28 protein-coding genes are annotated in these 22,615 nt (G+C 58.8%); 15 read left to right on the top strand and 13 right to left on the bottom strand.

Going from position 1 to position 22,615, the window contains the following annotated elements; genetic code table 11:
• Positions 1-192 precede the first annotated feature (192 nt).
• From Q666_RS44190 to Q666_RS44160, 7 genes are all read left to right on the top strand, one after another.
• The gene (locus Q666_RS44190; RefSeq protein ID WP_023003198.1) at positions 193-1,101 is read left to right on the top strand and encodes a LysR family transcriptional regulator; all 909 of its coding nucleotides are present in this window, start codon (positions 193-195) and stop codon (positions 1,099-1,101) included.
• 73 nt (positions 1,102-1,174) lie between these two features.
• Positions 1,175-1,996, top strand: coding sequence for a putative hydro-lyase (locus tag Q666_RS44185; RefSeq protein ID WP_023003199.1), 822 nt, complete (start codon positions 1,175-1,177; stop codon positions 1,994-1,996).
• Positions 1,997-2,021: 25 nt separating this feature from the next.
• Positions 2,022-3,059: a TRAP transporter substrate-binding protein gene (locus tag Q666_RS44180; protein WP_023003200.1), complete on the top strand. Its 1,038-nt coding sequence runs from the start codon at positions 2,022-2,024 to the stop codon at positions 3,057-3,059.
• Positions 3,060-3,076: 17 nt separating this feature from the next.
• Positions 3,077-3,625, top strand: coding sequence for a TRAP transporter small permease subunit (locus tag Q666_RS44175; RefSeq protein WP_023003201.1), 549 nt, complete (start codon positions 3,077-3,079; stop codon positions 3,623-3,625).
• Positions 3,625-4,908, top strand: coding sequence for a TRAP transporter large permease (locus tag Q666_RS44170; protein ID WP_023003202.1), 1,284 nt, complete (start codon positions 3,625-3,627; stop codon positions 4,906-4,908). The genes Q666_RS44175 and Q666_RS44170 overlap by 1 nt, the downstream gene beginning before the upstream one ends.
• Before the next feature lie 108 nt (positions 4,909-5,016).
• The gene (locus Q666_RS44165) at positions 5,017-5,502 is read left to right on the top strand and encodes a DUF992 domain-containing protein (protein WP_031270375.1); all 486 of its coding nucleotides are present in this window, start codon (positions 5,017-5,019) and stop codon (positions 5,500-5,502) included.
• Between the two features lie 120 nt (positions 5,503-5,622).
• Positions 5,623-6,210 (top strand): exopolysaccharide biosynthesis protein, encoded by a 588-nt coding sequence (locus Q666_RS44160; protein WP_023003204.1) that lies wholly within the window; start codon positions 5,623-5,625, stop codon positions 6,208-6,210.
• A gap of 280 nt (positions 6,211-6,490) precedes the next feature.
• On the opposite strand, the gene Q666_RS44155 is transcribed toward Q666_RS44160, so the two are convergent.
• Both Q666_RS44155 and Q666_RS44150 read right to left on the bottom strand, forming a co-directional pair.
• A complete protein-coding gene (locus Q666_RS44155; RefSeq protein ID WP_023003205.1) occupies positions 6,491-7,420 on the bottom strand; it encodes a PRC-barrel domain-containing protein in 930 nt (309 codons plus the stop codon).
• A 126-nt stretch (positions 7,421-7,546) separates the two neighbouring features.
• Positions 7,547-7,732: a PLD nuclease N-terminal domain-containing protein gene (locus Q666_RS44150; protein ID WP_023003206.1), complete on the bottom strand. Its 186-nt coding sequence runs from the start codon at positions 7,730-7,732 to the stop codon at positions 7,547-7,549.
• A gap of 158 nt (positions 7,733-7,890) precedes the next feature.
• Here Q666_RS44150 and Q666_RS65495 point away from each other — a divergent pair, with 158 nt between their 5' ends.
• Positions 7,891-8,061 (top strand): DUF1328 domain-containing protein, encoded by a 171-nt coding sequence (locus Q666_RS65495; protein ID WP_023003207.1) that lies wholly within the window; start codon positions 7,891-7,893, stop codon positions 8,059-8,061.
• 141 nt (positions 8,062-8,202) lie between these two features.
• On the opposite strand, the gene Q666_RS44140 is transcribed toward Q666_RS65495, so the two are convergent.
• The 3 genes from Q666_RS44140 to Q666_RS44130 form a co-directional block, all read right to left on the bottom strand.
• Positions 8,203-9,513, bottom strand: a complete 1,311-nt coding sequence (locus Q666_RS44140) for a DUF2254 domain-containing protein (protein ID WP_023003208.1) — start codon at positions 9,511-9,513, stop codon at positions 8,203-8,205.
• A 160-nt stretch (positions 9,514-9,673) separates the two neighbouring features.
• Positions 9,674-10,228 (bottom strand): sigma-70 family RNA polymerase sigma factor, encoded by a 555-nt coding sequence (locus tag Q666_RS44135; protein WP_023003209.1) that lies wholly within the window; start codon positions 10,226-10,228, stop codon positions 9,674-9,676.
• Positions 10,225-10,431: a NepR family anti-sigma factor gene (locus Q666_RS44130; protein ID WP_023003210.1), complete on the bottom strand. Its 207-nt coding sequence runs from the start codon at positions 10,429-10,431 to the stop codon at positions 10,225-10,227. Before Q666_RS44130 ends, Q666_RS44135 begins: the two co-directional genes overlap by 4 nt.
• A 185-nt stretch (positions 10,432-10,616) precedes the next feature.
• Between Q666_RS44130 and Q666_RS44125 the strand changes: the two genes are divergently transcribed.
• Positions 10,617-11,417, top strand: coding sequence for a response regulator (locus tag Q666_RS44125; protein WP_035908044.1), 801 nt, complete (start codon positions 10,617-10,619; stop codon positions 11,415-11,417).
• A 155-nt stretch (positions 11,418-11,572) separates the two neighbouring features.
• Here Q666_RS44125 and Q666_RS44120 read toward each other — a convergent pair whose 3' ends face one another.
• The gene (locus Q666_RS44120; RefSeq protein ID WP_023003212.1) at positions 11,573-11,770 is read right to left on the bottom strand and encodes a CsbD family protein; all 198 of its coding nucleotides are present in this window, start codon (positions 11,768-11,770) and stop codon (positions 11,573-11,575) included.
• 179 nt (positions 11,771-11,949) lie between these two features.
• Here Q666_RS44120 and Q666_RS44115 point away from each other — a divergent pair, with 179 nt between their 5' ends.
• Positions 11,950-13,752 (top strand): PAS domain-containing protein, encoded by a 1,803-nt coding sequence (locus tag Q666_RS44115; RefSeq protein WP_023003213.1) that lies wholly within the window; start codon positions 11,950-11,952, stop codon positions 13,750-13,752.
• 65 nt (positions 13,753-13,817) lie between these two features.
• On the opposite strand, the gene Q666_RS44110 is transcribed toward Q666_RS44115, so the two are convergent.
• Together Q666_RS44110 and Q666_RS44105 are read right to left on the bottom strand one after the other, a co-directional pair.
• Positions 13,818-14,054 carry a hypothetical protein gene (locus tag Q666_RS44110; RefSeq protein ID WP_023003214.1) on the bottom strand — a complete coding sequence of 79 codons (237 nt, stop codon included), beginning with the start codon at positions 14,052-14,054 and terminating at the stop codon, positions 13,818-13,820.
• Positions 14,055-14,166: 112 nt separating this feature from the next.
• Positions 14,167-14,682, bottom strand: coding sequence for a DNA starvation/stationary phase protection protein (locus Q666_RS44105; protein ID WP_023003215.1), 516 nt, complete (start codon positions 14,680-14,682; stop codon positions 14,167-14,169).
• Between the two features lie 357 nt (positions 14,683-15,039).
• Here Q666_RS44105 and Q666_RS44100 point away from each other — a divergent pair, with 357 nt between their 5' ends.
• The 4 genes from Q666_RS44100 (at position 15,040) to Q666_RS44085 (ending at position 17,449) form a co-directional block, all read left to right on the top strand.
• Positions 15,040-15,300: a Rho termination factor N-terminal domain-containing protein gene (locus tag Q666_RS44100; RefSeq protein ID WP_023003217.1), complete on the top strand. Its 261-nt coding sequence runs from the start codon at positions 15,040-15,042 to the stop codon at positions 15,298-15,300.
• 200 nt (positions 15,301-15,500) lie between these two features.
• Positions 15,501-15,845, top strand: coding sequence for a DUF883 family protein (locus Q666_RS44095; RefSeq protein WP_023003218.1), 345 nt, complete (start codon positions 15,501-15,503; stop codon positions 15,843-15,845).
• Positions 15,845-16,273, top strand: a complete 429-nt coding sequence (locus Q666_RS44090; protein ID WP_023003219.1) for a hypothetical protein — start codon at positions 15,845-15,847, stop codon at positions 16,271-16,273. The genes Q666_RS44095 and Q666_RS44090 overlap by 1 nt, the downstream gene beginning before the upstream one ends.
• 42 nt (positions 16,274-16,315) lie before the next feature.
• Positions 16,316-17,449 carry an AI-2E family transporter gene (locus Q666_RS44085; protein WP_051990102.1) on the top strand — a complete coding sequence of 378 codons (1,134 nt, stop codon included), beginning with the start codon at positions 16,316-16,318 and terminating at the stop codon, positions 17,447-17,449.
• Between the two features lie 320 nt (positions 17,450-17,769).
• Here Q666_RS44085 and Q666_RS44075 read toward each other — a convergent pair whose 3' ends face one another.
• Positions 17,770-18,075, bottom strand: coding sequence for a hypothetical protein (locus Q666_RS44075; protein WP_023003222.1), 306 nt, complete (start codon positions 18,073-18,075; stop codon positions 17,770-17,772).
• A gap of 186 nt (positions 18,076-18,261) precedes the next feature.
• On the opposite strand from Q666_RS44075, the gene Q666_RS44070 reads away from it, so the two are divergent.
• Positions 18,262-18,624: a response regulator gene (locus Q666_RS44070; RefSeq protein ID WP_051990105.1), complete on the top strand. Its 363-nt coding sequence runs from the start codon at positions 18,262-18,264 to the stop codon at positions 18,622-18,624.
• Between the two features lie 58 nt (positions 18,625-18,682).
• Here the strand turns inward: Q666_RS44070 and Q666_RS44065 are convergent, their stop codons facing one another.
• The 4 genes from Q666_RS44065 to soxC form a co-directional block, all read right to left on the bottom strand.
• The gene (locus Q666_RS44065; RefSeq protein WP_023003224.1) at positions 18,683-19,429 is read right to left on the bottom strand and encodes a Crp/Fnr family transcriptional regulator; all 747 of its coding nucleotides are present in this window, start codon (positions 19,427-19,429) and stop codon (positions 18,683-18,685) included.
• 251 nt (positions 19,430-19,680) lie between these two features.
• Positions 19,681-20,118 (bottom strand): DsrE family protein, encoded by a 438-nt coding sequence (locus Q666_RS44060; protein ID WP_023014501.1) that lies wholly within the window; start codon positions 20,116-20,118, stop codon positions 19,681-19,683.
• A 93-nt stretch (positions 20,119-20,211) separates the two neighbouring features.
• A complete protein-coding gene (locus Q666_RS44055) occupies positions 20,212-21,333 on the bottom strand; it encodes a c-type cytochrome (protein WP_031270385.1) in 1,122 nt (373 codons plus the stop codon).
• A complete protein-coding gene (soxC, locus tag Q666_RS44050) occupies positions 21,317-22,591 on the bottom strand; it encodes a sulfite dehydrogenase (RefSeq protein WP_023003227.1) in 1,275 nt (424 codons plus the stop codon). The genes Q666_RS44055 and soxC overlap by 17 nt, the downstream gene beginning before the upstream one ends.
• Positions 22,592-22,615: the final 24 nt, after the last annotated feature.

Raw genomic sequence — 22,615 nt, 5'->3', positions numbered from 1 at the left:
CCTGCACAGTGGCGAAGTTCTTTTCCTCAAGGGGCAAGGGGCACGACCCCCTTGGGCAGCAATATCTCGCGAAAAAGGCCGGGGATGAGGTTCTCTCTCGTTCTGCTTTTGCACGCCGGTCTGTTCTCGAAAGCTTTTCAATGTCCGCAGCTTTGCGCAAAGTAGCCCAAACCGATCACGCCGGGACGTTTCATGCATCCGCTCAATCTCGATCAGCTGAGGGCCTTTCTGGCCGTTGTCCGCCATGGCGGCGTCAACAAGGCCGCGGGAAGTTTGAACCTGACGCAGCCGGCGGTGACGACGCGGATCAAGAGGCTTGAGGAAGCCCTGGGGACCGAGCTGTTTGAACGCTCGCCCGGCAGGCTGAAGCTGACCAAGCGCGGCGAGCTGCTGCAGACATTTGCCGAGCAGTTCGAGCGTCTGTCGGACAAGGTCGAGGAGACGGTGGTCTCCCGTGAGGGGATTGACCGGCATCTGCGTATTGGAGCCTCGGAAACCATTGCACAGTGTTGGCTGCCGGATCTGGTTGCCGCGCTGCGGGCCGACTTTCCCAATCTGATCGTGGAAATCAACGTCGATATCTCGGTGAACCTGCGCGCCGGTTTGCTCGACCGGGAAATCGATCTGGCCCTGTTGCTGGGGCCGATTTCGGAATATTCGGTCGACAATATCGAGCTGCCCGGTTTCGACCTCGGCTGGTATGTGGCGGCTGACAGTCCGGCCGAGGGCGCGCAAGCCGAGGCGCTTTTGCGGGAAAAACCCGTGATTACCTACGCCCGGCACACGCGGCCTTACCGCGAGCTGAAAACGCTGTTGTTCGAACGGGTTGCACCGGACGTGCAGATGTTCCCGTCATCGTCTCTGTCGGCCTGTTTCAGGCTGGTGGAAGCAGGGCTCGGGGTCGCGGCACTGCCGAGGGCGCTGGCACGGCCCTATGTCGAGGGAGGAAGCATCGTCGAGTTCGATCCGGGATGGGTACCGGATGCCCTGAGGTTTTCGGCGAGCTATCTCGGTGACCCGCGCAGCCACATCGTCGCGGCCGCTGCGAAGAAGGCGCTGGAGGTTGCGGTCGTCTATTCTGATTATAAAAATCATTTATAAGATCTGCTAAAATCATTCAATTTGAGTTTATAACCGCAATGCGGGAGCCTTTCTCCAATCGAGGAGAGCCCCGGTGCTGCAATCTTATGAAACCCTTCGACAGGAAAACATCGAGACGCTTCGGGCGCAGATAAGGTCCGGCAGCTATCGCTCGCACACGGCGGGGCTCGGCAAGAACCTGCTTCAGGCAAATCTGGCGATCATTCCGGAAGCCTTTGCGCTGGATTTCATGCGCTTCTGCCAGCGCAATCCCAAACCCTGTCCGTTGATCGGTGCTTCGGACACGGGAAATCCCCTCCTGTTCACCCTGGGACACTGCCTCGATATTCGTACCGACGTTCCGGCCTACAACATCTATCGCGATGGCCGGCTGGAAGGCTCCGTGACGGACATAAGCGCCATGTGGTCAGACGATCTCGTGGCCTTTGCGCTCGGCTGTTCCTTCACCTTCGAACATGCGCTGATCGAGGCGGGGATCGACCTCTGGCACATTTCTAACAATGTCACCGTGCCGATGTACCGCTCGAACATGGAAACGACACCGGCCGGGCCGTTCCGGGGAGCGATGGTGGTTTCCATGCGGATGATCCCGGATGAGCGGGTGCGGGACGCGGTTGCCATTTCGGCCCGCTTTCCGTTGGCGCACGGATCACCGGTCCATATCGGCGATCCGGTGGCCATCGGCATTTCCGATCTCGGCAATCCGGACTGGGGCGATGCGGTGCCGGTGGAGGCCGGTTACACACCCGTCTTCTGGGCTTGCGGAGTGACGCCCCAGGCCATCATCCAGAACGCTGCCCTGCCGCTGCTGATTACCCATAAACCGGGACACATGCTGATCACGGACATCCCGGATGACGCTGAAATTCCAATCATAACAAAAAAGACGCTGTAAGCTCGAACCTTCACGGAGTGGACACATGAAAAAGATTCTGACTTTCCTCATGGCCGGTGTCGCCATGTCCTCGGCCGCCGCCGCGGAAGACCTGTCGGTCGTCGGCAGCTGGTCCAGCCTGCCTCTGCACCAGGACTATGAGGCGCCGTTCTGGCAGACCGCCTTGCCTGAGGCATCCGGTGGCACCATCAACACAACCGTCACCACTCACAACCAGATGAACCTCGGCGTTGGCGAAGTGTTCCGCCTGCTTGGCCAGGGTGTTTTCGACGTCGGCATGACGGTGGGCGATTATGCAGTTGCCGATGCACCGGAACTGGAAGGCCTCGATGTGCCGCTGGTGGCCATGTCTGCCGACAAGGCCCATGCGGCGGTCGATGCTGCCCGGCCGATGGTCGAGGAGATCTTCGAAAAACGCTTCAATTCCAAGGTGCTCGCCATTGCGCCCTATCCGCCGCAGGTGGTGTTCTGCAACGCTGAAGTCGGTTCGCTGGACGACCTGAAGGGCAAGAAGATCCGCGCATCCGGCCGCATGACGGCCAAGTTCCTGGAAGCGCTCGGAGCAGAAGGCATTACGGTTGCCTTTTCCGAGGTGCCGGGCGCGCTGCAGAAGGGCGTCGTCGATTGTGCGGTGACCGGGGCAGGCTCCGGCTATAGCGCCGGGTGGTGGGAAGTCAGCACGCATCTTCTGCCGATCCCGCTTGGCGGCTGGGACCCGGTGGTGACAGCGATCAATCTCGACAAGTGGAACGCTCTGTCCGGCGAGACCCGGGCTTTGATCGAAAAGGAAATTGCCGAAAAGTTCGAAGCCCCTGCCTGGGCATCGGCGGAAGGTGCGCTGAGCAATGACATCGCCTGCCTGACCGGCAAGGGGGAATGCGCCTCGGGCGACGTGCGGGACATGGTTCTTGTCGAAGCCAGCGACGGTGACATCGAGCGGGCACGCCAGATCCTGGAAACGGATGTTCTGCCGGAATGGGCGGAGCGGGCCGGCGGTGACTGGGCTGCGCGCTGGAACGACAGCGTCGGCACCGTCGTCGGTGTGCAGATCAAGACCAACTAAGCCCGGGAGACATCGAGGTGGCGGAGAAACTCCTGTCAATCCTGTCGAGGATCAACCGGGCGATAGCGATTTCGGTCGGCGTTCTGTTCCTCACCTGTGCAGGTCTTGTTCTGATTGATATCTGTCTCCGCCGTGTCGGTGCCTCCTTCGGCGGCACCGACGAAATCTCCGGCTACGTGATGGCCATCGGAACGGCCTGGGGCATGGCTTTCGGATTGAGCGAACTTTCGCATATCCGGATCGATTTCCTGCGCCGCTCGGTTGGACTGCCAAAATGGCGAGCGGTGCTGGATCTTCTGTCGATCTTTGCCCTGTCCTCGACCGTCTCGATCGTCGCGCTGAAGTGCTGGCCGGTGGTGGAGACGACACTGCGCAATTCCTCAAGGGCGAACACACCCCTGGAAACTCCGCTCGCGCTGGTGCAATTGCCCTGGTTTGCCGGGTGGGTGTGGTTCGCGGTCACCGCATGGCTGACCTTTGTCGCCGGTGTGCTGCTGGTCCTGCGCGGTGAATTTGCAAAATCCGAGCAGGCGATCGGTGCCTTTCCGGAAGGGGAGACGGCCTGATGCTTTCCTTCGTTTCCGTAGGCCTTCTCGGGCTCCTCAGCCTTTCCATTCCCGTCGGCATCGTGCTGTTCCTGCTGGGGTTTGGTATCGACCAGTTCTTCAGCGCCTTTCCGTTGACACGCGGCCTCGGGTCGATGGTCTGGTCGACGTCGGAAAATGCGGCGCTGATCGCCATTCCGTTCTTTGTGCTGCTGGGCGAGATCCTGGTGCGCACCGGCATTGCCGCACGCACCTACTCGGCGCTCGACCGCTGGGTCTCCTGGCTGCCGGGCGGGCTGGTGCATGCCAATGTGGCAACCGCCACCATGTTCTCGGCCACGTCCGGATCTTCCGTGGCAACGGCTGCCACAGTGGCGACGGTGGCCATGCCGCAGGCTGATCGGCTGGGCTATGACCAGAAGCTCTTTTCCGGTGCGATCGCCGCCGGGGGTACGCTCGGCATCATGATCCCGCCGTCGATCAACCTGATCGTCTACGGTTTTCTGACACAGACCTCGATTCCGCAGCTTTTTCTGGCAGGGCTTCTGCCCGGCATCCTGCTGGCGATGGCCTTTCTGGCGGTGACTGCGCTTGTTTGCCTGGTCAATCCGAAGCTCGGCGGGGCACGGCGGACGTTCCCCTTGCGGGAAATGGCACTCGGGCTCGCGGATCTGCTGCCGATCATTCTTCTGTTCAGTGCCATCATCGGCTCGATCTACAAGGGCTGGGCAACACCAACCGAAGCAGCCTCTGTCGGGGTTGCCGGAGCGCTGGCGATTGCCGCGTTTTTCGGTGGGCTCAACACGCGCATGATCGGCGAAGCGCTGATCGGCACCGTGCGGGTCACGGCGATGATCATGCTGGTGGTTATCGGGGCGTCGTTTCTCAACTTCACGCTTTCGGCTGCCGGCTTGTCGCAGGAATTGCGCGGCTTTCTGGAGGGGCTCGGCTTCGGTCCCCTGCAGACGCTGCTGGTGATCGTCGCGATGTATATCGTGCTCGGTTTCTTCATCGAAACCCTGTCGCTGATGGTCATCACCATTCCCATCGTTGTGCCGATCGTCATCAGCCTGGGCTATGATCCGGTCTGGTTCGGCATCCTGATGATCGTGCTGATCGAGATGGCGCTGATCACACCGCCGGTGGGGCTCAATCTCTTTGTCGTCCAGAGTGCGCGGCGCGGCGGATCCATAGCCGAGGTGATGCTGGGAGCCATTCCCTACGTGTTGGCGATGCTGGCCATGGTCGCGGCGCTGGTCGCCCTGCCGCAGATTGCGCTTTATCTGCCGATGGCCATGCGCTGAGGGGACAAGAGCAGAATTATTTTGGAACTGACAGACCGGGCAGACGTTTCCACCGTGATGAAGGCGGACCGGAGCAATCCGGAGGCCACATACACGAAGGAGACATTGATGACACGGTTTACCAAACTCGCCCTGACCCTGACGGGAGCCACGCTTCTTGCGACCCCTGTGATGGCCCAGGACAAGCCTGCTGGCGTTGAAGTTGGCAAACTGACATGCGTTGTCGAGCAGGAAACCAATTTCATCGTCGGTTCCAAGGCCGTCATGAACTGCACCTTCGACCGGGTCGGTGACGGCCCTGCCAGCTACTACACGGCGACCGTAAGCGAGTACGGGCTTGATATCGGGACCACCGACTCGGCCACGCTGATATGGGGCGTCGTTGCACCGACTGCCGACCTGGAGGTGGGCGCTCTTGAAGGTGAATACGCTGGCGTGACCGCAGGTGCGAGCCTTGGTGCGGGTATCAAGGCCAATGCCCTTATTGGCGGCTTCGACAAGTCGATTGCGCTGAACCCGCTCAGTGTGGAAAGTCAGACGGGCACGAACATCACGGTTGGTGTCAGTCGGATGTCACTGGAAGCGATCAAGTGAACACTGTGACATAACGTCAAGAAGGGTCGGCTTTGCCGGCCCTTTTTGCATTTCCGGACGCGAATTCGGCTGAAAAGAGTGCGGACGTCCGACGATAATTCGAACTGGAGGGATACCTGGATGGCGACAGGTCAGTCGGAGACAATCAAGGAAGTTCTTACAAACTGGGAAGACGAAATTGAAAAGGAAGGCCGCGCCGATGTCGGCTCGCTGTTGAATGCTTCTGGCAGTCGTGCGGCGGGACCTCTTCTGTTTCTGCCGGCCCTTGTGATGATATCTCCCATCGGGGCCATACCAGGTGTGCCGATTGTTCTCACAACATTGACGCTTCTGGTGGCGGGACAGCTTGTGCTTGGCAGAACCTCGATCTGGTTACCGTCTTTCGTGCGCAATCGCGGTTTCCCCAAGCAGAAGGTGAAGTCGATCATCGACAAGCTCACCCCCTATGCCGAACGCGCCGACCGTTACCTCGGGCAACGCCTGGCCATGTTCGCCGGCGAAACCGCGAGCCGGATCGTCGCGGCGTTTTGCATCTTTCTGTCTCTTCTTGTCTATCCCGCCACCCTGCTGCCCTTTGCTGTCGCCTTGCCCGGCTCGGCAATACTTCTCCTGAGTCTTGGGTTGCTGGTGCGCGATGGCGTCGTGACTCTGGTGGGGTTGATGGTGGCCTTGGCAGCGGTCGCCACCGTCGTTTACTGGCTTGCCTGAGAGCTTCTCGTGACGACCTTGTCCATGAGTTCGCCCCGAAACCGGGAGGCCTCCTCGTGACGGACAACCGGGGGAGCGCGGATCAGGGCGGGCCGATGATCCGTTCACGGAACGAAAACAGCGCCAATGCGAGCCAGTTTTCCCGTGTCTTTCTGCCTTGAAGACAACCCATGCGCCATGAAGCCAGCTCCTCCTCGCAGGGAGAGCCACGACCTCTGGTCACGCAAAAAAAACGGGCCGCCGAAGCGACCCGTTTCCTTGATGTCTTTCAGACAGCCGTTCAGCCTTTCAGCAGAACCGCATCCGGATTGGCCTTGTAGGTGGCAGGCTCATAGGTCTGCGCATTCTCAAGCTGTTCCTTGGTGAAAGGGGCGGTGACCAGAAGGTCGCCGTTCTCCGTTTCGAACATCTTCAGGCTGTTGAAGGCAACGGCAACCGGATTTGCATTGAAGCCAAGGAAACCGCCGACATCGATGACAACTGCCTGGGCCTTGCCGTCCTTGCCGATCAGGACCTCGGCGACTTCACCGATGTTTGTGTCCTGGTTGGTGTAGACCGTTGAATCGATCAGCTCGTCCGTGGATACGCTGGCTGCATCGACCTCGGTCTTTTCTTCAGTCCAGCCGGTGGACATGGCTTCATCCAGCTGCTGCCTGGCCGGGTCTATGGCCTCCTTGCGCACGGTCTCATAGGTGGACCTGGCGTTTTCGGTGACCTTGTCCATTTGCTCACGCGCACCTTCCGTCGTCATCCAGTAGGGGATGTAATCCGGGCGCTCATAGGCGGTTGCCGCTTCCAGTTCCTGGCGCGAGACGTCACTGACGACGATGAGTCGCTTGTCCTCACCGGCCACGAAGTTGAGGCGGGCGAAATCGAGGGCGACTTCCTTTTCGCCGATGCCGAGGAAACCGCCGACACCGACAATCACCGCATGCACGGAGCCATCGCGGCCGAAGACCACGTCGTTGATGTCGCCGATTTCTTCCCCTTCAGCATTTCTGCTGGTCACCACAGGCTTGCCGACCATGTTGGTGGCGAGAATGCCGGTGGTCGTATCCGGTGCAAGGGTGTGGAGTTCGAATTCGTATACGCCGGTGTCATCACTTGCACCGGCCTGACCGCCGTCTTTCATCGCAGCGGTCTCACCGGCAACAGCCGCCGTTGAAATGGCAGCTACGATTGCGGTGGTGGCGAGTAGATGGCGAAGCATTTCAGCATCTCCCTTTCGTGTTCTGAAAAGTTGAAAGTGCAGTAGGTAAATGGTTGAACTTTCGGGAAGTTCCGGGAGAAGGCGTCACGGCTGCGCCTGGGGGGCGTTGAGCCGTGACGCGAAAAATCAGGCGAGTTTGCCTGCGCTTTTCGGACCGGCCAGCAGCCAGACAATGAAGCCGACGACCGGGAAAATCAGGATCCCGAGAACCCAAAGCAACTTTGCCCCGGTGGAGGAGCCGCTTCCGAGGACCTGAATGATCGCGTAGACGTCCAGGATGAGGATCAATAGGCCGACAATTCCATATTCCATGACAGATCTCCGATGCTGGTGACTGTGACGGAAACGGCCGGGCGCGAAGAAGGTTCCCTGCGGTGGTCTTGAAGTTATCGAGATAATTTTCAAAAATATTTGGAACGATTTCGAAAACGAAGCGTTTCATCTCCGTATCTCAAATATCGGAGGTTGCTATGCTTTCCTGGGCATTGTTGTTCTTGGTGGTTGCTATTGTTGCAGCCGTACTTGGTTTTGGCGGTATTGCCGGTACTGCGGTTTCCATTGCCAAACTGATCTTCTTTGTCGCCATTGCGCTGTTCCTGATTTCGGCAGTCGCACATGCCATCAGAGGCCGCAGGGTCTGACACGAGAACAAAACGGGCGCTTCGGCGCCCTTTTTTGTGCCTTCCCCAACAGGCATTCAGGCGACGTCAAACGCCTGACAAGAAAACACTTTCCTCGTTCAATGAAATAGGTGATTCAGTCGCCTTGCCGGTATCCGGTGGCTAGCGGGCCTCGGCCTGAATGCGCAGCGTATTGCGGGCAGTCCAGAGCCGTCGGGCGATTTGGTGTCTGTCCGGTCTGCTCTCGATCGAGAAAACGGCATCCTGGGCTATATTGAATAGCTGCTTCGAGACAAGGTGCAGGTGTTCCTTGCGGCAGACCAGGGACGCCTTTTCCAAAGCGCAAATGAGGTGGTCGAGCACCAGGATGTTGCCTCTTGACGCCTGCCTGAGCGGACTGATCGCCGTGTCCAGGAGATCGTGCACTTCCAGGATCGTCAACCACAGGCGAGGGGTCTCATCGTCATCCGTAATGAGCGAGCTGGGAGCGCCGCGCTGCAGGATCCGCGCGGCGGAGGCCGACAGGTGATCGATCGCGCTGATCGCGGTGTAGCTGTCGTTGACCCCAGGCGAGAGCGCACGCAGCGCGATCTCCACCATCAGGTGCACCGAAAACTGGATATCCCCTTCGGGAGCCCGGGCCTTTTCGATCTTGAAGGTACCGTTCAAGGGTTTCAGATCAGGGTCTTCGGCCTCCGTGCGCACCTTTGCGATCGGCATGCCTTCGATGACGTAGGTTCCAGGAATGACGGACACTTCGATAAAACCGTCGAGAGACTTCGCGATGTCTATCAGCCGTTCGCTGTCGATGAAGGTAATGTAGCCGCTGCGCGTGGCTTTGAAGGTGCAGACCGGCAGGTCGGGTATCTCCTCGCGGTCATTCGGCTTTTCACGCGGTTCGTGCGCCAGAAGCTCGTCGATCGAGGATCGCAACGCTGCATGAATGCGGCCGATTTCGGCGTCGACCCGGATACGGCCGGCAACGTCGTTGACGAAATAGACCAGCCAGAAAAAGCTGCTGGAGGCGAGGATTATCGAGAGGATGACGGAAAACCGGAGATCCTTGGTGTCGTCGACACCGAAAAGGACAAGCATGGAATAAAGGAAGGTCGCGCCCAGAAGGCCGATGGTAATCTGGGTGGTTCTGTTGCTGGCGAAGGTTTCCAGCAGGCGGGCCGAAATATTGCCTGCGGCGAGTGTGAATACGACCAGCGTCAGCGAATACACAAGGCTGATGACCGACATCATCGCGCCGGCAATGGTCGACAGGACCGAGCGGGCACCATCGATGCTGATGGAGCTGTAGCCGAAAAAGTCGAAGACACCGGTCAGGAGTTGCAGATCATCGATCAGGAAGGCTGCGAATGCGAGGACAGCCCCCAGAAGTGTGATGCAGACGGGGATGAACAGAAAGCCCTTGGCCAGACGGACGAGGGCTTGTTCGCGGGCGTTTTCCCGATAGGCCAGATCCATTCCCGTTCCCCCTCAAACCGGCAGGGTTCCATCGTCGATGGAACCCTGCCGGTCATTGTTAGCTGTCGTGCGCCAACCGACTTGCCTGATCACACCGGATGCAGTGCGCCGGCCTGTAACGGACGCAGAAGCGGAAAGGTTCCGGTGTAGAAGAGAATGATCAGACGGACAGAGCGTCCCTGATCAGGGAGGCGGATTCGGCGGCGGCGATTTCGGACCGTTCAAATTTCTCGGTCCCGTTCATGAGGTCATCCAGACGAAGGCGTGCACGGGAGACGCGGCTTTTGACCGTGCCGACCTTCACGCCGAGGATGTCGGCTGCTTCTTCATAGGAAAAGCCGCTGGCACCGATCAGGATAAGGGCTTCACGCTGGTCGTCCGGAAGAACCTGAAGGGCGCTCAGGAAATCCTTCAGTTCCAGATGGCCTGCCTGTTGCGGTTTGCTTTCCAGGCTGGCGGCGTGTTCACCGTCAGGGTCGGCGACCTCGCGCTGCATCTTCCGGCCAACAGAATAATACTGGTTACGGAGAATGGTAATCAGCCAGGCGGTGAGGTTGGTACCTTCGGTGAACTTGTCTTTGTTGGCGATCGCCTTTGCCAGTGTTTCCTGGACCAGATCGTCCGCACGGTCGCGGTCACCACTGATCGATCTGGCAAAGGCGCGCAATCGCGGTATGGCGTCGACCAGATCCTGCTTGAACTTTGCGACGTTCATTCGGCGGCCTCCTCGTCAGAGCCTCTGTCGTCCAAGGCGGACAGCAGGTCCATCATGTCATCCGGTATGTCTTCTGATAGGGCCTCGTCGTAAACCTTCTTGAGCTGGTTGCCGATCCAGTCTTCTTTGGACTTGGCTCCGGCGGCCGGTGTTATTACACCAAATCCGGCGTTGGGCCGACTTGGGTTAAGCTTGCTTGCCATGGCAGATTCCCGATATTTGCGTCTTCGACGATAGGCTGATTTGCGACGTAAACGCGGCGGCAAAAAAAAAGTTCCTCGAGTATGGAACTTTTTTTTGCCGAATGCATTTCCAACTTATGGGTGCGCTTGACGCGGGCCCGTCGACCGCTTTCAGGCGGCAACTATTGAGGAACTAATTTATGTCCGTGAGCCTTTCGGAAGAAATCGCGCCGCTCCTGCCGTATCTGCGTAGATATGCAAGAGCATTGGCGGGGAGTCAGAAAAGTGGCGATGCCTATGTCAGGGCCTGCCTGCAGGCGCTGGTGGCAGATCAGACCATTATCGATACATCTCATGGCGTGAAAATCGGTCTGTACCGGCTTTTCCATGTCCTTTGGAACGCGAGCGTCGTTCCGCCCATTGCGAATGACGGGACGGTTTCCATCTTCGAGCAGACCGCTCAGCAGCGGCTGGCGACCATGGCGGCCGAAAGCCGGCAGACCCTGTTGCTGTCCACACTGGAAGGGTTTTCGCTTCCCGAAACCGCCCTCATCATCGAGCGTAGCGAAAATGAAGTGACCCAGCTCGTCCAGGATGCGATCGCGGAAATTGACAGGCAGACCAAGACGGATGTGCTGATCATCGAGGACGAGCCGCTTATTTCCATGGATCTCATCCAGATCGTGGAGTCGCTCGGCCATGGCGTTACCAGCGTTGCCCGGACAGCGAGCGATGCCATCGCAGCGGCCAAGGCGCAGGCCCCGGGTCTTGTGCTTGCCGATATCCAGCTTGCCGACGGATCGTCCGGCATCGATGCGGTGAAGGATATCCTTGCCGAAATGTCCGTTCCGGTCATCTTCATCACGTCGTTCCCCGAGCGTCTTCTGACAGGCGAACGGCCGGAGCCGACGTTCCTTATCACCAAGCCGTTCAATCCGAATACGGTGAAGGCGGGGATCAGCCAGGCGCTGTTCTTCAAAGGGGCGGAAGAGGTGGCAGCTGCCTGAGGGCAGCGCTGCGCGATGAGCACGGGGGGCGTGTTCCACTGCTTTCGTTCTTCGAGAGCGAAGCAAGATGCCGTTTTCGGCGTCTGCCCTTCAGTGCGCGATAACGACAGATCCCGTAGCGGGAGGAAGAGGCGGGCACTGCCCGCCTTCTTCCATCAGTGCCGCGAGATCCAGGTATCGATTTCTCGCTCGGCTTCTTCACGGGTCTTGCCGTATTTCTGCTGGATCAGACCTGCGAGTTCGGTCCGTTTGCCGGCAACACGATCCACATCATCGTCGGTCAGCCTGCCCCATTGGGTGATGGCCTTGCCTTTGAATTCTTTCCAGTTTCCTTCAATCCGGTCCCAATTCATCGGTCGTTTTCTCCTTGTCTTTCTGACATCTGGAAAACGGTTCCTGAGGTCAAAGGTTCCGAATGAATTGCGGTTGCTGCCAGCTTCGAATGTTTGCTGGCGCACCGGCGCGGGGGCGGCTTTTCCGATGCGGGACGGCCGCGAAAGTTTATATGCCCGGATGACGGAGCAAATTCGAAATGTCTGAAATCGTGTCCTATCTGTTTGGTGCGGCCACCTTCATGCCGCATGGATACTGCCTGCTCTGGCGTCCGGATCTCGTGGCCATTCATGCAATCTCCGATGCCCTGATTGCGTTGGCCTATATTGCCATTCCCCTGATGATCTTCGGGTTTCTGCGCAAGCGCCCGGACATTCAAGGCAATTCCCGCAAGATCGGTTACCTGTTCATCGCCTTCATTCTGGCGTGTGCGCTGACCCATCTGACAGCCCTGGTAACGCTCTGGTGGCCGATCTACGGCGCACAAGGTCTGATCAAGCTGGTAACAGCCCTTGTCTCGGTGGCAACAGCCGTGGTTGTCTGGCGGGTGCGGCCGATGCTGCTGGCTATTCCCTCGCTCAAGGATCTGGAGCGGGCCAACGATATGCTGAAGGCTGAAAATCTCCAGCTTTCCGACAAGGTCGGCAGATCGCGGCGGGAGATAAGGCGGATCAACGAGCGGTTCGAGACCGCGTTGACCGGATCCAACATCTCCGTTTTCACACAGGACAAGGATCTGCGCTACACGTGGATCCACAATCCGCGGTTCGGCAAGGAAGCCGATGACGTCATCGGGTGTACCGATCAGGATCTGCTGCCGGAAGAGACCGCGGCGGAACTGGAACCGGTCAAGCGCCAGGTAATGGAAACCGGCGAGACCGCTTCCACCTATTTCGCGCTCGACAGCGAAGAAACGGGAACAGTTTCGCTGGACCTGATCGTGCATCCGACACGCGACAGCAGTGGTGAAATTGATGGTGTGCTGTGCACGGCCATCGATATGACCGAGAAGAATCTCTATGAGATCCGTCTCGCCTCGCTGGCAAGTCAGCTTGCGGAGGCAAACCGGCGTTTCGAAAAGGCGCTCGACGGCTCGCTTACAACTGTGTTCGAACAGGATCTGGACCTGAAATATATTCATGTCGTCAATCCGTCGCCCGGTTTCAAACCGGATTTCTTCATCGGCAAAAGCGATGATGAGCTGTTTCCGGAAGAAGATCAGCTGAAACTCATTCCGGTGAAGAAGAAGGTCCTCGAGACAGGTGAAAGCGCCGTCATCGAATTCGACATGGACATGAACGGGGTCAATCGCAGCTACAACATGCGCATGGAGCCTTCGCGCGACAAGGAAGGCCGGATTGCCGGCCTGATCGGCATCTCCATCGACCTGACCCACAAGCGGGAAAACGAACGTCAGATGCATCTCGTCATGCGGGAACTGACGCATCGCTCCAAGAACCTGCTTGCGGTCATTCAGGCGATGGCACGCCAGACAGCAGCGCGTTCGGACAACACCGAGGAATTTGTCGAAAGTTTTGCCGCACGACTCCAGGCGATGGCGGCCAGTCATGATCTTCTGGTGTCGCAGTCCTGGTACGGCGCTGACCTGAAAGAACTCGTGCTGGCGCATCTGGCGCAATCGATCGACCCGGGAAGCCCGCAGATCGAGATCGAGGGCGATCCGCATTCGATTACGGCGGATGCGGCGCAGAACCTTGGCCTTGCCCTGCATGAGCTGACGACCAATGCCGCCAAATATGGCGCCTTGTCAGTGCTCGGGGGCAAACTGTCGGTGTCGTGGACGACCGTAGATGGAAAGATCAGGCTGGTCTGGAAGGAACGTGGCGGTCCGGAAGTGGTGCCGCCAAGGCGCAACGGCTTCGGGCGGATGTTGCTTGAGCGTTTGGTGGGGCCGGCGCTCGACGGCGACGTTACCATCGACTTCGCTCCCGAAGGCGTGAGTTGCGTCATCGAGTTTCCGGTCAGGAAGACAACTTCTTAGACGCCCGTGCCGTTAACTGCAGGCAGGGCCGACAGAGGTGCGTTACTCCTGCGACGAGCGAAGCTTTATGACCCTTTGCCGAGCGAAGTCTTTTCGCGGCGAAGCGCCTTCAGGGCCTCGTCGATTTCTTCGATCAGTTCGGCTGGAGACCGGCCGTCCCGAGAAATTGCCCGAGGTGCCTTGCGCAGGCTGGCCCGCCAGGCCAGCAAGGCTGTCCGCTTTTGCTCATTCGACAGGTGCCGGTCTTCCAGGACGCTTGCAGGCGTCCGGAACCCGGCAAATCGTTTCGATACGCTGATCATGGTATCACACGGTTGAAACTGAGTTGGTGCATACGCCAAAGGCCGCCTGCCGTCTCGCGGCAGACGGACCTTTGTCGTCTTGCAAGTTATCCGGGATGCCGGTGAGGAACGGTCATTCGGTAATGACGGCCCTCAGCATCCAGGCTGCCTTGTCGTGGAATGTGATGCGCTGGGTCAGAAGATCCTCCGTCACCGGGTCGCTATTGTCGCCGGCGTAGGCTGCCATGTCGCGCATTTCGGCAGCGATCATTTCATGACTGCGAACCAGATCCTCGATCATTTCGAAGGCATTGGGCATGCCGCCGGCCGGCAGGCTGACGGTCAGGTTCAATTTGCCTTCGTCGACATTGACCGGCGCCCGGTGTCCAAGGGCACGAATGCGCTCGGCAAGGTCGTCTGTCGCGGCAAAGAGATTTTCATAGTGCTCTTCGGTGAGGTCATGGATCGACTTGAACAGCGGTCCAACGACGTTCCAGTGGTAAAGGTGCGATTTCACCGTGAGCATATAGGTTTCGGCCAGAATGACCGAGAGATGCTTCGCCAGTTGTTCGCGCACCTCGGCAGAAACACCCGTCTTGATCTGGTCGACCTTCGGGGTTTCGATGTTCAGAACCTGAGACGTCGACATAGTTCTTCCTTTCGTGCTTTCGATTGGCGATCGATGTGTCCGGGTGTGCTGCTGACAAGAGCGTGGCCCGGACGTTCGATAGGAAAAGTCTTCAGCTCGTCCTCAGTTCCATGTTTTTGAAAATATTTCGATTTTTGACAGTATGGAAAATGTGATCTGAAATTATTTCAAGAATAGCATTTGTATTTTTTATAAGTCTGAGCTTTCGGGCGGCATAGTTCATTTTTATCACTTCGATAAAAGGATCTATATCCAGTCCTTTCATCGAAGAGATATTGGAACGATCCTGCGCGAGACGGCGTTTTTCATTTGAGGTTGTTTTGAAAACAGCGGAACAACAAATGAAAGGACACGGCCATGGCTTCCAAAAACAGCTCCAGCATCAAGAAGGAAGACACCTACGACGCCCTGCGCGACAAGGGCTACAGCAAGGAAAAGTCGGCGAGAATTGCCAATGCGCAGGCAAACGACCACCAAGCGCCGTCGCGCAAGGGTGGCAAGGCCGCACCTTATGAAACCTGGACCAGGGATGCGCTTTATGAACGGGCACAGGAGCTCGACATCAGCGGCAGGTCTTCAATGAACAAATCCGATCTGATCGAGGCCTTGCGCGGCTGACGGGCAGCCGTGAAGACGCCGCTGCAACAATTCATGCTGTGTTGTCTGGAACCAAATGAGCGCAAGGCCGTTTACAAGCCAGACCGCGCAATTTGGTTCAGCGCGGTGTCCAAGTGTCCGAATTCCGGGCTTGATTCCATTCACGCGATGCGTGTCGCCCGTCATCAGGGCCTCACGCGATTGAAAACAGGAGCGACAAGATGGCAACTGCGAAGACTGCCACGGCATCGACCGCCAATCCTGCCAATGACACCGTTAGCGCTCGTGAGATCGAGGAAAACATCGAACGCATTCGCGGCGATATTGCCTCTCTCGCCGGCTCCTTGAAGAAGTACGGCGCGGGCAAGACGGATGAATACAAGACCAAGGCCGCCGAAGCAGGGCAGGATCTGACCAAATTGTCCCAGGACGCCTTGAGCGATCTGTCTGCTGAGCTGCAGAATTACGAACGCGCCTTCGTTGCTGAAGTGCGCCGTCGTCCGCTGCAGTCGATCGGAATTGCCGCCGGTGTCGGCTTCCTGATTGCAGCGCTGGTGCGCCGCTGATGCTCCTGCGCGCCCTACCGCTGGCCTTCGGGGCTGTTTCGCGAGACTTCAATGGCATGGTTCACCGTGCCAAGCGCAATGCCGTGTTGGGCGGCATTGCGGCAGTCTGTTTCGCAACAGCCTATGTGGCCGGCGTGGTGGCAGCCGGCGCCTTTCTGGCGCCGGTGTTCGGCCCTGCGATGGCGGCTTTGCTGATTGCCGTCTTCATGGCCGTAACGGGACTGGTCTTCGTGGCGGTGCTCAGCTTCCTGAAGCACAAGGACCGAAGACGCAAGGCGCATAGTCAGGCCGCGCAGCGACTGGGCCTGGCCGCTGCCATTTCCGTTCTGCCACAGCTCACAAAATCAAAAGGCCTGATGATCACCGCCGCTTTGGGCGGTCTGGCCTTTCTGGCAGCGCAGGCACGAGGTGACGAAGAGCGCGGCTAACCCATTGCCGCGCCTTCTTGCCGGCCACCGGAGCAAACAGTGATGACAGCGCAGCCAGACCGACCCGCAGTAACAGGACTCGTTCCCCCCGTAACAGTGGGCGAGGCTGTCAGATCGGACCCGGTTGTCCGCTACTCCGCGGCCATCCTGTGTGGCATCGTGGTGATTGCTTCCCTTGATCTTGCACAAGTGTTTTTCGCACCGGTTTTCCTGTCGGTGGTTGTCGGCACGATCTTCGGACTTCCCATGGAAAGATTGTCTCGCCTGGGCGTGCCGAGCTGGCTCTCGGCAGGGGGGATGGTGCTCGTCTTTATCGCTCTGATCCTGACCGCCGGGGCGGCTTTCGTCGTACCGCTGTCGGACTGGCTCGACAGGCTTCCGCTCATCTGGTCACGGCTGCAGGCGCAACTGGTCAGTTGGCAGGGGTTCTTTTCGTCTGTCGCGAGCCTGCAGGAAGACCTTCGCAGTGCCATGGGCCAGAAGGGCGGCATGCAGGTGAGTGTCGATGACAACTCCGCGGTAGAAAGCGTTTTCTATTTCGCACCGGCCTTCATGGCCCAGGTGGTCCTGTTCCTGGCAAGTCTCTATTTCTTTCTGCTGACCCGCCCGCATCTGCGCAGGGCAGCGCTCCAGCTGTCTCCCGACAGTGAAGGCAGACGTTGCATCGTGACCGCGTTTCGGACGATCGAAGCGCGTCTTTCCACCTATCTCATCTCCATCAGCGTTATCAACGCGGGGCTCGGCGTGGCCGTGGCGCTGACCATGTGGCTGCTCGATGTTCCCTCGCCGCTGTTGTGGGGAATGCTTGCCGGCGTCTTGAACTACGTCGTCTATCTGGGGCCGGCGATCATGGTCCTGGTGATGAGCGGCATCGGACTTGCGACGGGATACACGGCGGTGGAGATCCTGACGCCGCCGCTGGCCTATCTGGTTCTCAACCTGATCGAAGCGCAGTTCGTCACACCAACCGTTCTCGGCCGGACGATGACGCTGAACCCCTTTGCGGTTTTCCTGGCAATTGCCTTCTGGATCTGGCTGTGGGGACCGATCGGCGGATTCATAGCCGTGCCGTTGCTGCTGGTTGTGGTCAGTGTGCTGGAGATCATCAACAACACAGCTCAGTCCGAAGAGCCCGGGCGTTCCGAACCTGAGCCCGAGGCCGACGCATCTCACTGACAATTGCAATCCTGCGAACCCGCGGACATGACAAAGGCCACCCGTGCCGGCGTTCCAATGCCCGCGGGTTCAACGTTGTCGCGGGTTTCTTCTTTCAGGAGCGGATGGAAGGTGGCACCCAGGCTGCAATTGTCCGACGCCGTGGGTGAGGGGGCACCGGTTCCAGGTTCCAACAGGTGATACGGACAATTTGTCAGTTGCCAAAACGCTTGCCGGGTGGGGCCCTTCCAGCGGGGTCGTGTGTCGTTCGCCACGGATCAAGGCAAAATAAAAGCCGCCTGAAAAAGGCGGCTTTTCAACGATTTTGCGTCATGAACTCTTTACTCGGTATTGAATGCCAGCATGCCGTGGGAAATCGGCCAGCCGGTACAGGTGGTTACGCGCGTTCCGGAGACGCAGCGCATCGGGCGGCCATGCACGTCGGCAAGCTCAACCTTCAGGTCGCCTTTGGGAGCGGCCTTCTGTTCAACTTCTACCGGTGCGGGCGTGTTGCTGTTGTGAGCGGTTTCCGCGACCGCTTCGTTGGTGAAAAGGGGTTCAGCCACAATCAGGCTGGAAGCCAGAAGGGCGGCAACGGCGATTGCCGTAGGGGCGTTGGTCGGAATTCGTTTGCGATGCGTGAACATGGTGTCTACCTCCGCCTAGTAAACTCCCGAGTTAAGAAAAGGTTTCACGCCTCTTTTCGATAAAGGAGGAGGTTGAGATCAAAGTGGAAAATTAACTGCACCGATAACTTATGTTAATGCGGAGCGATTGATTTCGTGTCATCGTGCGGAAAGTCAACAAGTCTGACGATGAGAACCCTCGTGACAATGGAACCCACTATTGCCGTGCTGGCAACGCGCGGCGCTGCCTTGGTTGTCGAAGACAACCCGATCATCGCGCTCGATACGCAGATGATGCTGGAAGAGCTCGGGTTCTCGCCGGTACAGACGCTCGCAAATCTTGCGGAAGCGGCGGAAACACTGGCAGCTCAGCTGTTCAGCTTTGCCATTCTGGATGTGAAGATCGGCGACGATACCAGCCTGGCTTTCGCCAGCCAGCTGCTGGAAAAGGGGACGAAGTTCATCTTCGCCAGCGGTTACAGCGATCTCGACCCGCTGCCCACGGCGTTCGAGGGGCAGGTGGTCCTGAGCAAGCCCTACACCAAAGCCCAGATCAGCGCCCTGATCTGACGCGCTCGTTTTCGCTGGAAGATGCCTTTCAAGCAAACGTGAAGATGTCGGCCGCCGCTCAGATGAGCGGGCGGCACTCATCGTCCATGCTCTCGTATGAGGCAAGTTTTTCCAGAGCATCCCTGTCCAGGATCCGGATGCGGTCCTTGGCCCAGCTGATCAGCCCCTTTTCCTGAAGCTTGCGGAGCGTACGGCTGGTGTGAACCGGTGTGATGCCAAGCGCATCTGACAGGTGACTTTGGGAAAACGGTGCATCCAGCGCCTGATTGCTCGCATAGCCGATGGTCTCTGCGCGGTCGTAAAGATGCAGGATGAGATAGGCGAGCCGTTCCAGGGCAGAACGTTGACCGAGGCTGATGATGTGCCCGTCCAGGATCTGTTCCTCACGGGCTGCGATCCAGGTCATTGAAAAGGCCAGGCTCGGGTAGTCCTTGAAGATCGACCAGACCCTGTCGCGCTGAAAGACGCACAAAGTGGTGTCGGTAAGGGCGGTGACCGTGTGCTGCATCTCGTTCAGGACGGCAAGCTGAAGGCCGACAAGATCGCCCGGAAGGGCAAAGTTCAACACCTGCCGTCGGCCGTCCGCCAGAGCCTTGTGCCGAAAGGCCCAGCCATCCAGAATGGTGTAGAGATGCGGGCTCTTGTTTTCTTCCTGAACAATGGTTGCTCCGGCTTCGACCGTCAGTTCACCGGTCTTGAAATCCGAAATGAAGTCCAGTTCCTTGTCTTCCAGCGAGCGGAATACGGATTTCCGTCTCAGGGGGCAGGTTTGGCAATTGGTTTGAAACGGGACTGTTTCGGTCATTCAAATGGCATCTCCATTGGCAATCCATCAAAACGCCTAGAACTGCTGCTGGTTCCCATTTGAGGCAGAAGGACAGGGGAAAGCAAGTCCGTCCGATGCCGGACGCGAATGCTTCGTGCAAAAGAAAGACCTGCAACGGCTGACAATTGATTGCGGAAATGCAAAAGCCGGGCGTTCCGGCGGGCTACATGCCGAAAGGGACGAAGCCGTACGGACCTTGCAACTGTCCGCACGGCGGGTCTTGTGACTGTCTAGGGCCGCAGGATGGTGTAGCCGTCTTCGTCCAGCTCCATCAGAGTGACGGCACCAGCGGGAACGACTTCGACACCTTCCAGAAACTCGATGTCCTTGCCTTCCTTTTTGGCCATGGCCTGGCGGGTGTTGTCGCAAGCCTCGAAGGCGACATTCGGCATGCTCTCCACGAAGGATTTCATGCGGTCCGAAACGGGGGACGTATCCGCCCGGAACATGTGCAGGCCCGCATTGAAGGCAACAATCTTGATATCGGCCTCCTCGCCGATTTCAGAGTAGTGGCGCGCCACATTGGACGCGACGTTCAAGACGGTGTTCATCTTCTGCGGATCATTGTCGCTGATCTGCAGGGCAAGTTTGTGAATGCCGTCGCCTGCCAATACGGCAGAGCCAAGCATCAGCAGGGCCGAAGTGGCCACTGCCAGTCTTGAAAACATTCCCATCGTTTCCTCCTCCTAACGCCGCAGGATAGCCTGCGGCGGCCTTGCGCGGGCGGCCTTTCTTTCACGGGCCGTTGCCGCAAAACGATGTCAGTCGACGCCTCCCATGCCGGAGGCCTCGTCGTCGTCGACAGATCCCGGGGTCACGTCGAGAATACGGGCGCGCATGGTGATCTCGACCGCGCTGTCCTTGCAGTCGCTCATGCAGGGTTCGGCCTTGGCAGCATAATGCGGCTCTTCGGCGCGATCGTCAGCGATGAAGTTTTCCTCGTTGGGAAGACGGATCTCCAGGAAGTTGTCTTTCGACAATTCGAAGTCCTCGTCCTCGACGATGTCGTTCAGATAAAGGAGATAGGCCGTCAACGCGTAAACGTCGTCATCCGACAGGGAACGGGCGTTGCCGTAGGGCATGGCGCGGCGGACATAGTCGTAGACCGTGGACAGATACGGCCAGTAGGAGCCGATGGTCTTTTCCGGGCGTTCCTCGGTCAGGGTGTCCTGGCCACCGGCCAGAACCGGCCAGCGGCCGACACCTTCGCCAAAATCGCCGTGACAGACGGCGCAGTTGTCCGTGAACAGCACTTCGCCATCGGCCACCGTACCGGAGCCGTCCGGCAAGCCGCTGCCGTCTGGGCGAACGTCGATGTCCCAAGCGGCGACCTCGTCTTCCGTCGCCACACGGCCAAGGCCGAAGATGCCACCTTCACGGACTTCGGACACTGGTACGGCTGGAGCCTCCGCTGCCGTGTCGGCGCTGGCGGTTTCCGTTTCAGTGGCAGCAGGTTCTGCGGCGCCCTGCTGGTCGGCGGGAGCAGCAGCGCTGGAGAAGGTGGCCAGATAGGCAATCACGTTGTCCAGGTCTTCCTGCTTCTTCAGACCGGCAAAGGCCATCTTGGTGCCTTTGACCATGTCCTTGGGCTTGGTCAGATAGGTCGTCAGTGTTGCCTCGTCCCAGACGAGCCCGCCGCCACCGGCCTCGATCATCGCCTTGGAATACTTGTAGTCCTCAAGCGATCCTGCGGTACGGCCGAAAATCTCGTTCAGTTCCGGACCGACCTTGTTCTTTGCGCCTTCCCCGACCGCGTGGCAGGCAGCGCATTTCTTGAAGACCTTCTCACCTTTTTCTGCATCTCCCGCCTGGGCCGTCGCGGCAAGCAGGGGCAGGGTGGCGAGCACGGTTCCTAGGCTGAGGGCTTTAAGAAACTTCGACATTTTCCACCATCCCGTCTGCTTTGACATACCAGGTCTGGATGCCGTTGTTGTGGTAGATCGAGTTTTCGCCGCGGGCGGCACGCAGCTCGTTCTTGGTCGGCTGGAAGAAGCCGTGCTCGTCCATCGCGCGGGACTGGATCAGCATGTCCGAGCCGTCCCAGTCGATGTCCAGGTAAAAGCGATGCATGGCTTTCGACAGGCTCGGGCCGTCGAGGCGGGCGGTTTTCCAGTTCCGGCCGCCATCAAGCGACACATCCACCCGCTTGATCCGTCCGTTGCCGGACCAGGCGACACCGGAGATGACCATCGGTCCCTTGCCGTGGCTGATCGGGGCCTGCGGGCTAGGTGACGTGATGACGGACTTGGGATCCATCACCCAGGTGAAGCGGCGGGCCTTGCCGTTCTCCAGAAGGTCCGTGTATTTGGACGTTTCCTCGCGCTGGTGCCACGGTTCGTCGCCGACTTCGATCCGGCGTAGCCATTTCACCCACATGTTGCCTTCCCAGCCGGGGACGACCAGGCGCAGCGGATAACCTTGTTCCGGGCGCAGAGCCTCACCGTTCATCTTGAAGGCAACCAGGCAGTCGTCGAGGGCCTTTTCCATCGGGATGGACCGGGTCATGGCCGAGGCATCGGCGCCTTCCGGCATCACCCATTTGGCATTGGTCTTCAGGCCAGCCTCTTCCAGGATCAGTTTCAGCGGCACGCCGGTGTACATCACGCAGTGAACCATGCCGTGGGTGTACTGACAGCCGTTGAGCTGGGAGCCGCGCCACTCCATGCCGGAGTTGGCGGCACATTCCAGGAAGTAGACCCGGTTCTCGCGCGGGAAGCGCTTCAGGTCTTCCATGGTGAAGACGAGGGGGCTGTCGACCAGACCGTTGATCATCAACCGATGATCTGCAGGATTGATGTCGGCAATGCCGCCGTGGTGGCGCTCGAAACACAGGCCATTGGGCGTGATGATGCCGTCCAGTTCGTGCAGCGGTGTGAAGTTCACCGAACTCTCGGTGGAGGCCGTCAGCCACTCCACGTCGCGGCGGACCACATGGGCCTCGTATTCCGACGGCGTGCCATAAGGGCGCGCCTGCACACCGTCACCGAGGTACCGGTTCCAGTCCTGTATCTCGGTAATCAATGGATCGCCCGCCGCGCGCGCGGCACCAGCCGTGCCTGCAACGGCGCCTGCGGCGAAGCCTGCTTTCAAGAGGGAGCGCCTGGAAAGACCCGGCGTCTTGGAGTTGGTTTTGTCAGTCATGATCGTGTCCTCAGGATCTCTGAA

Source organism: Labrenzia sp. C1B70 (assembly GCF_000475395.1).
Classification (GTDB): Bacteria; Pseudomonadota; Alphaproteobacteria; order Rhizobiales; family Stappiaceae; genus Roseibium; species Roseibium algicola.
This window is presented reverse-complemented; position numbering and strand designations above follow the sequence as displayed.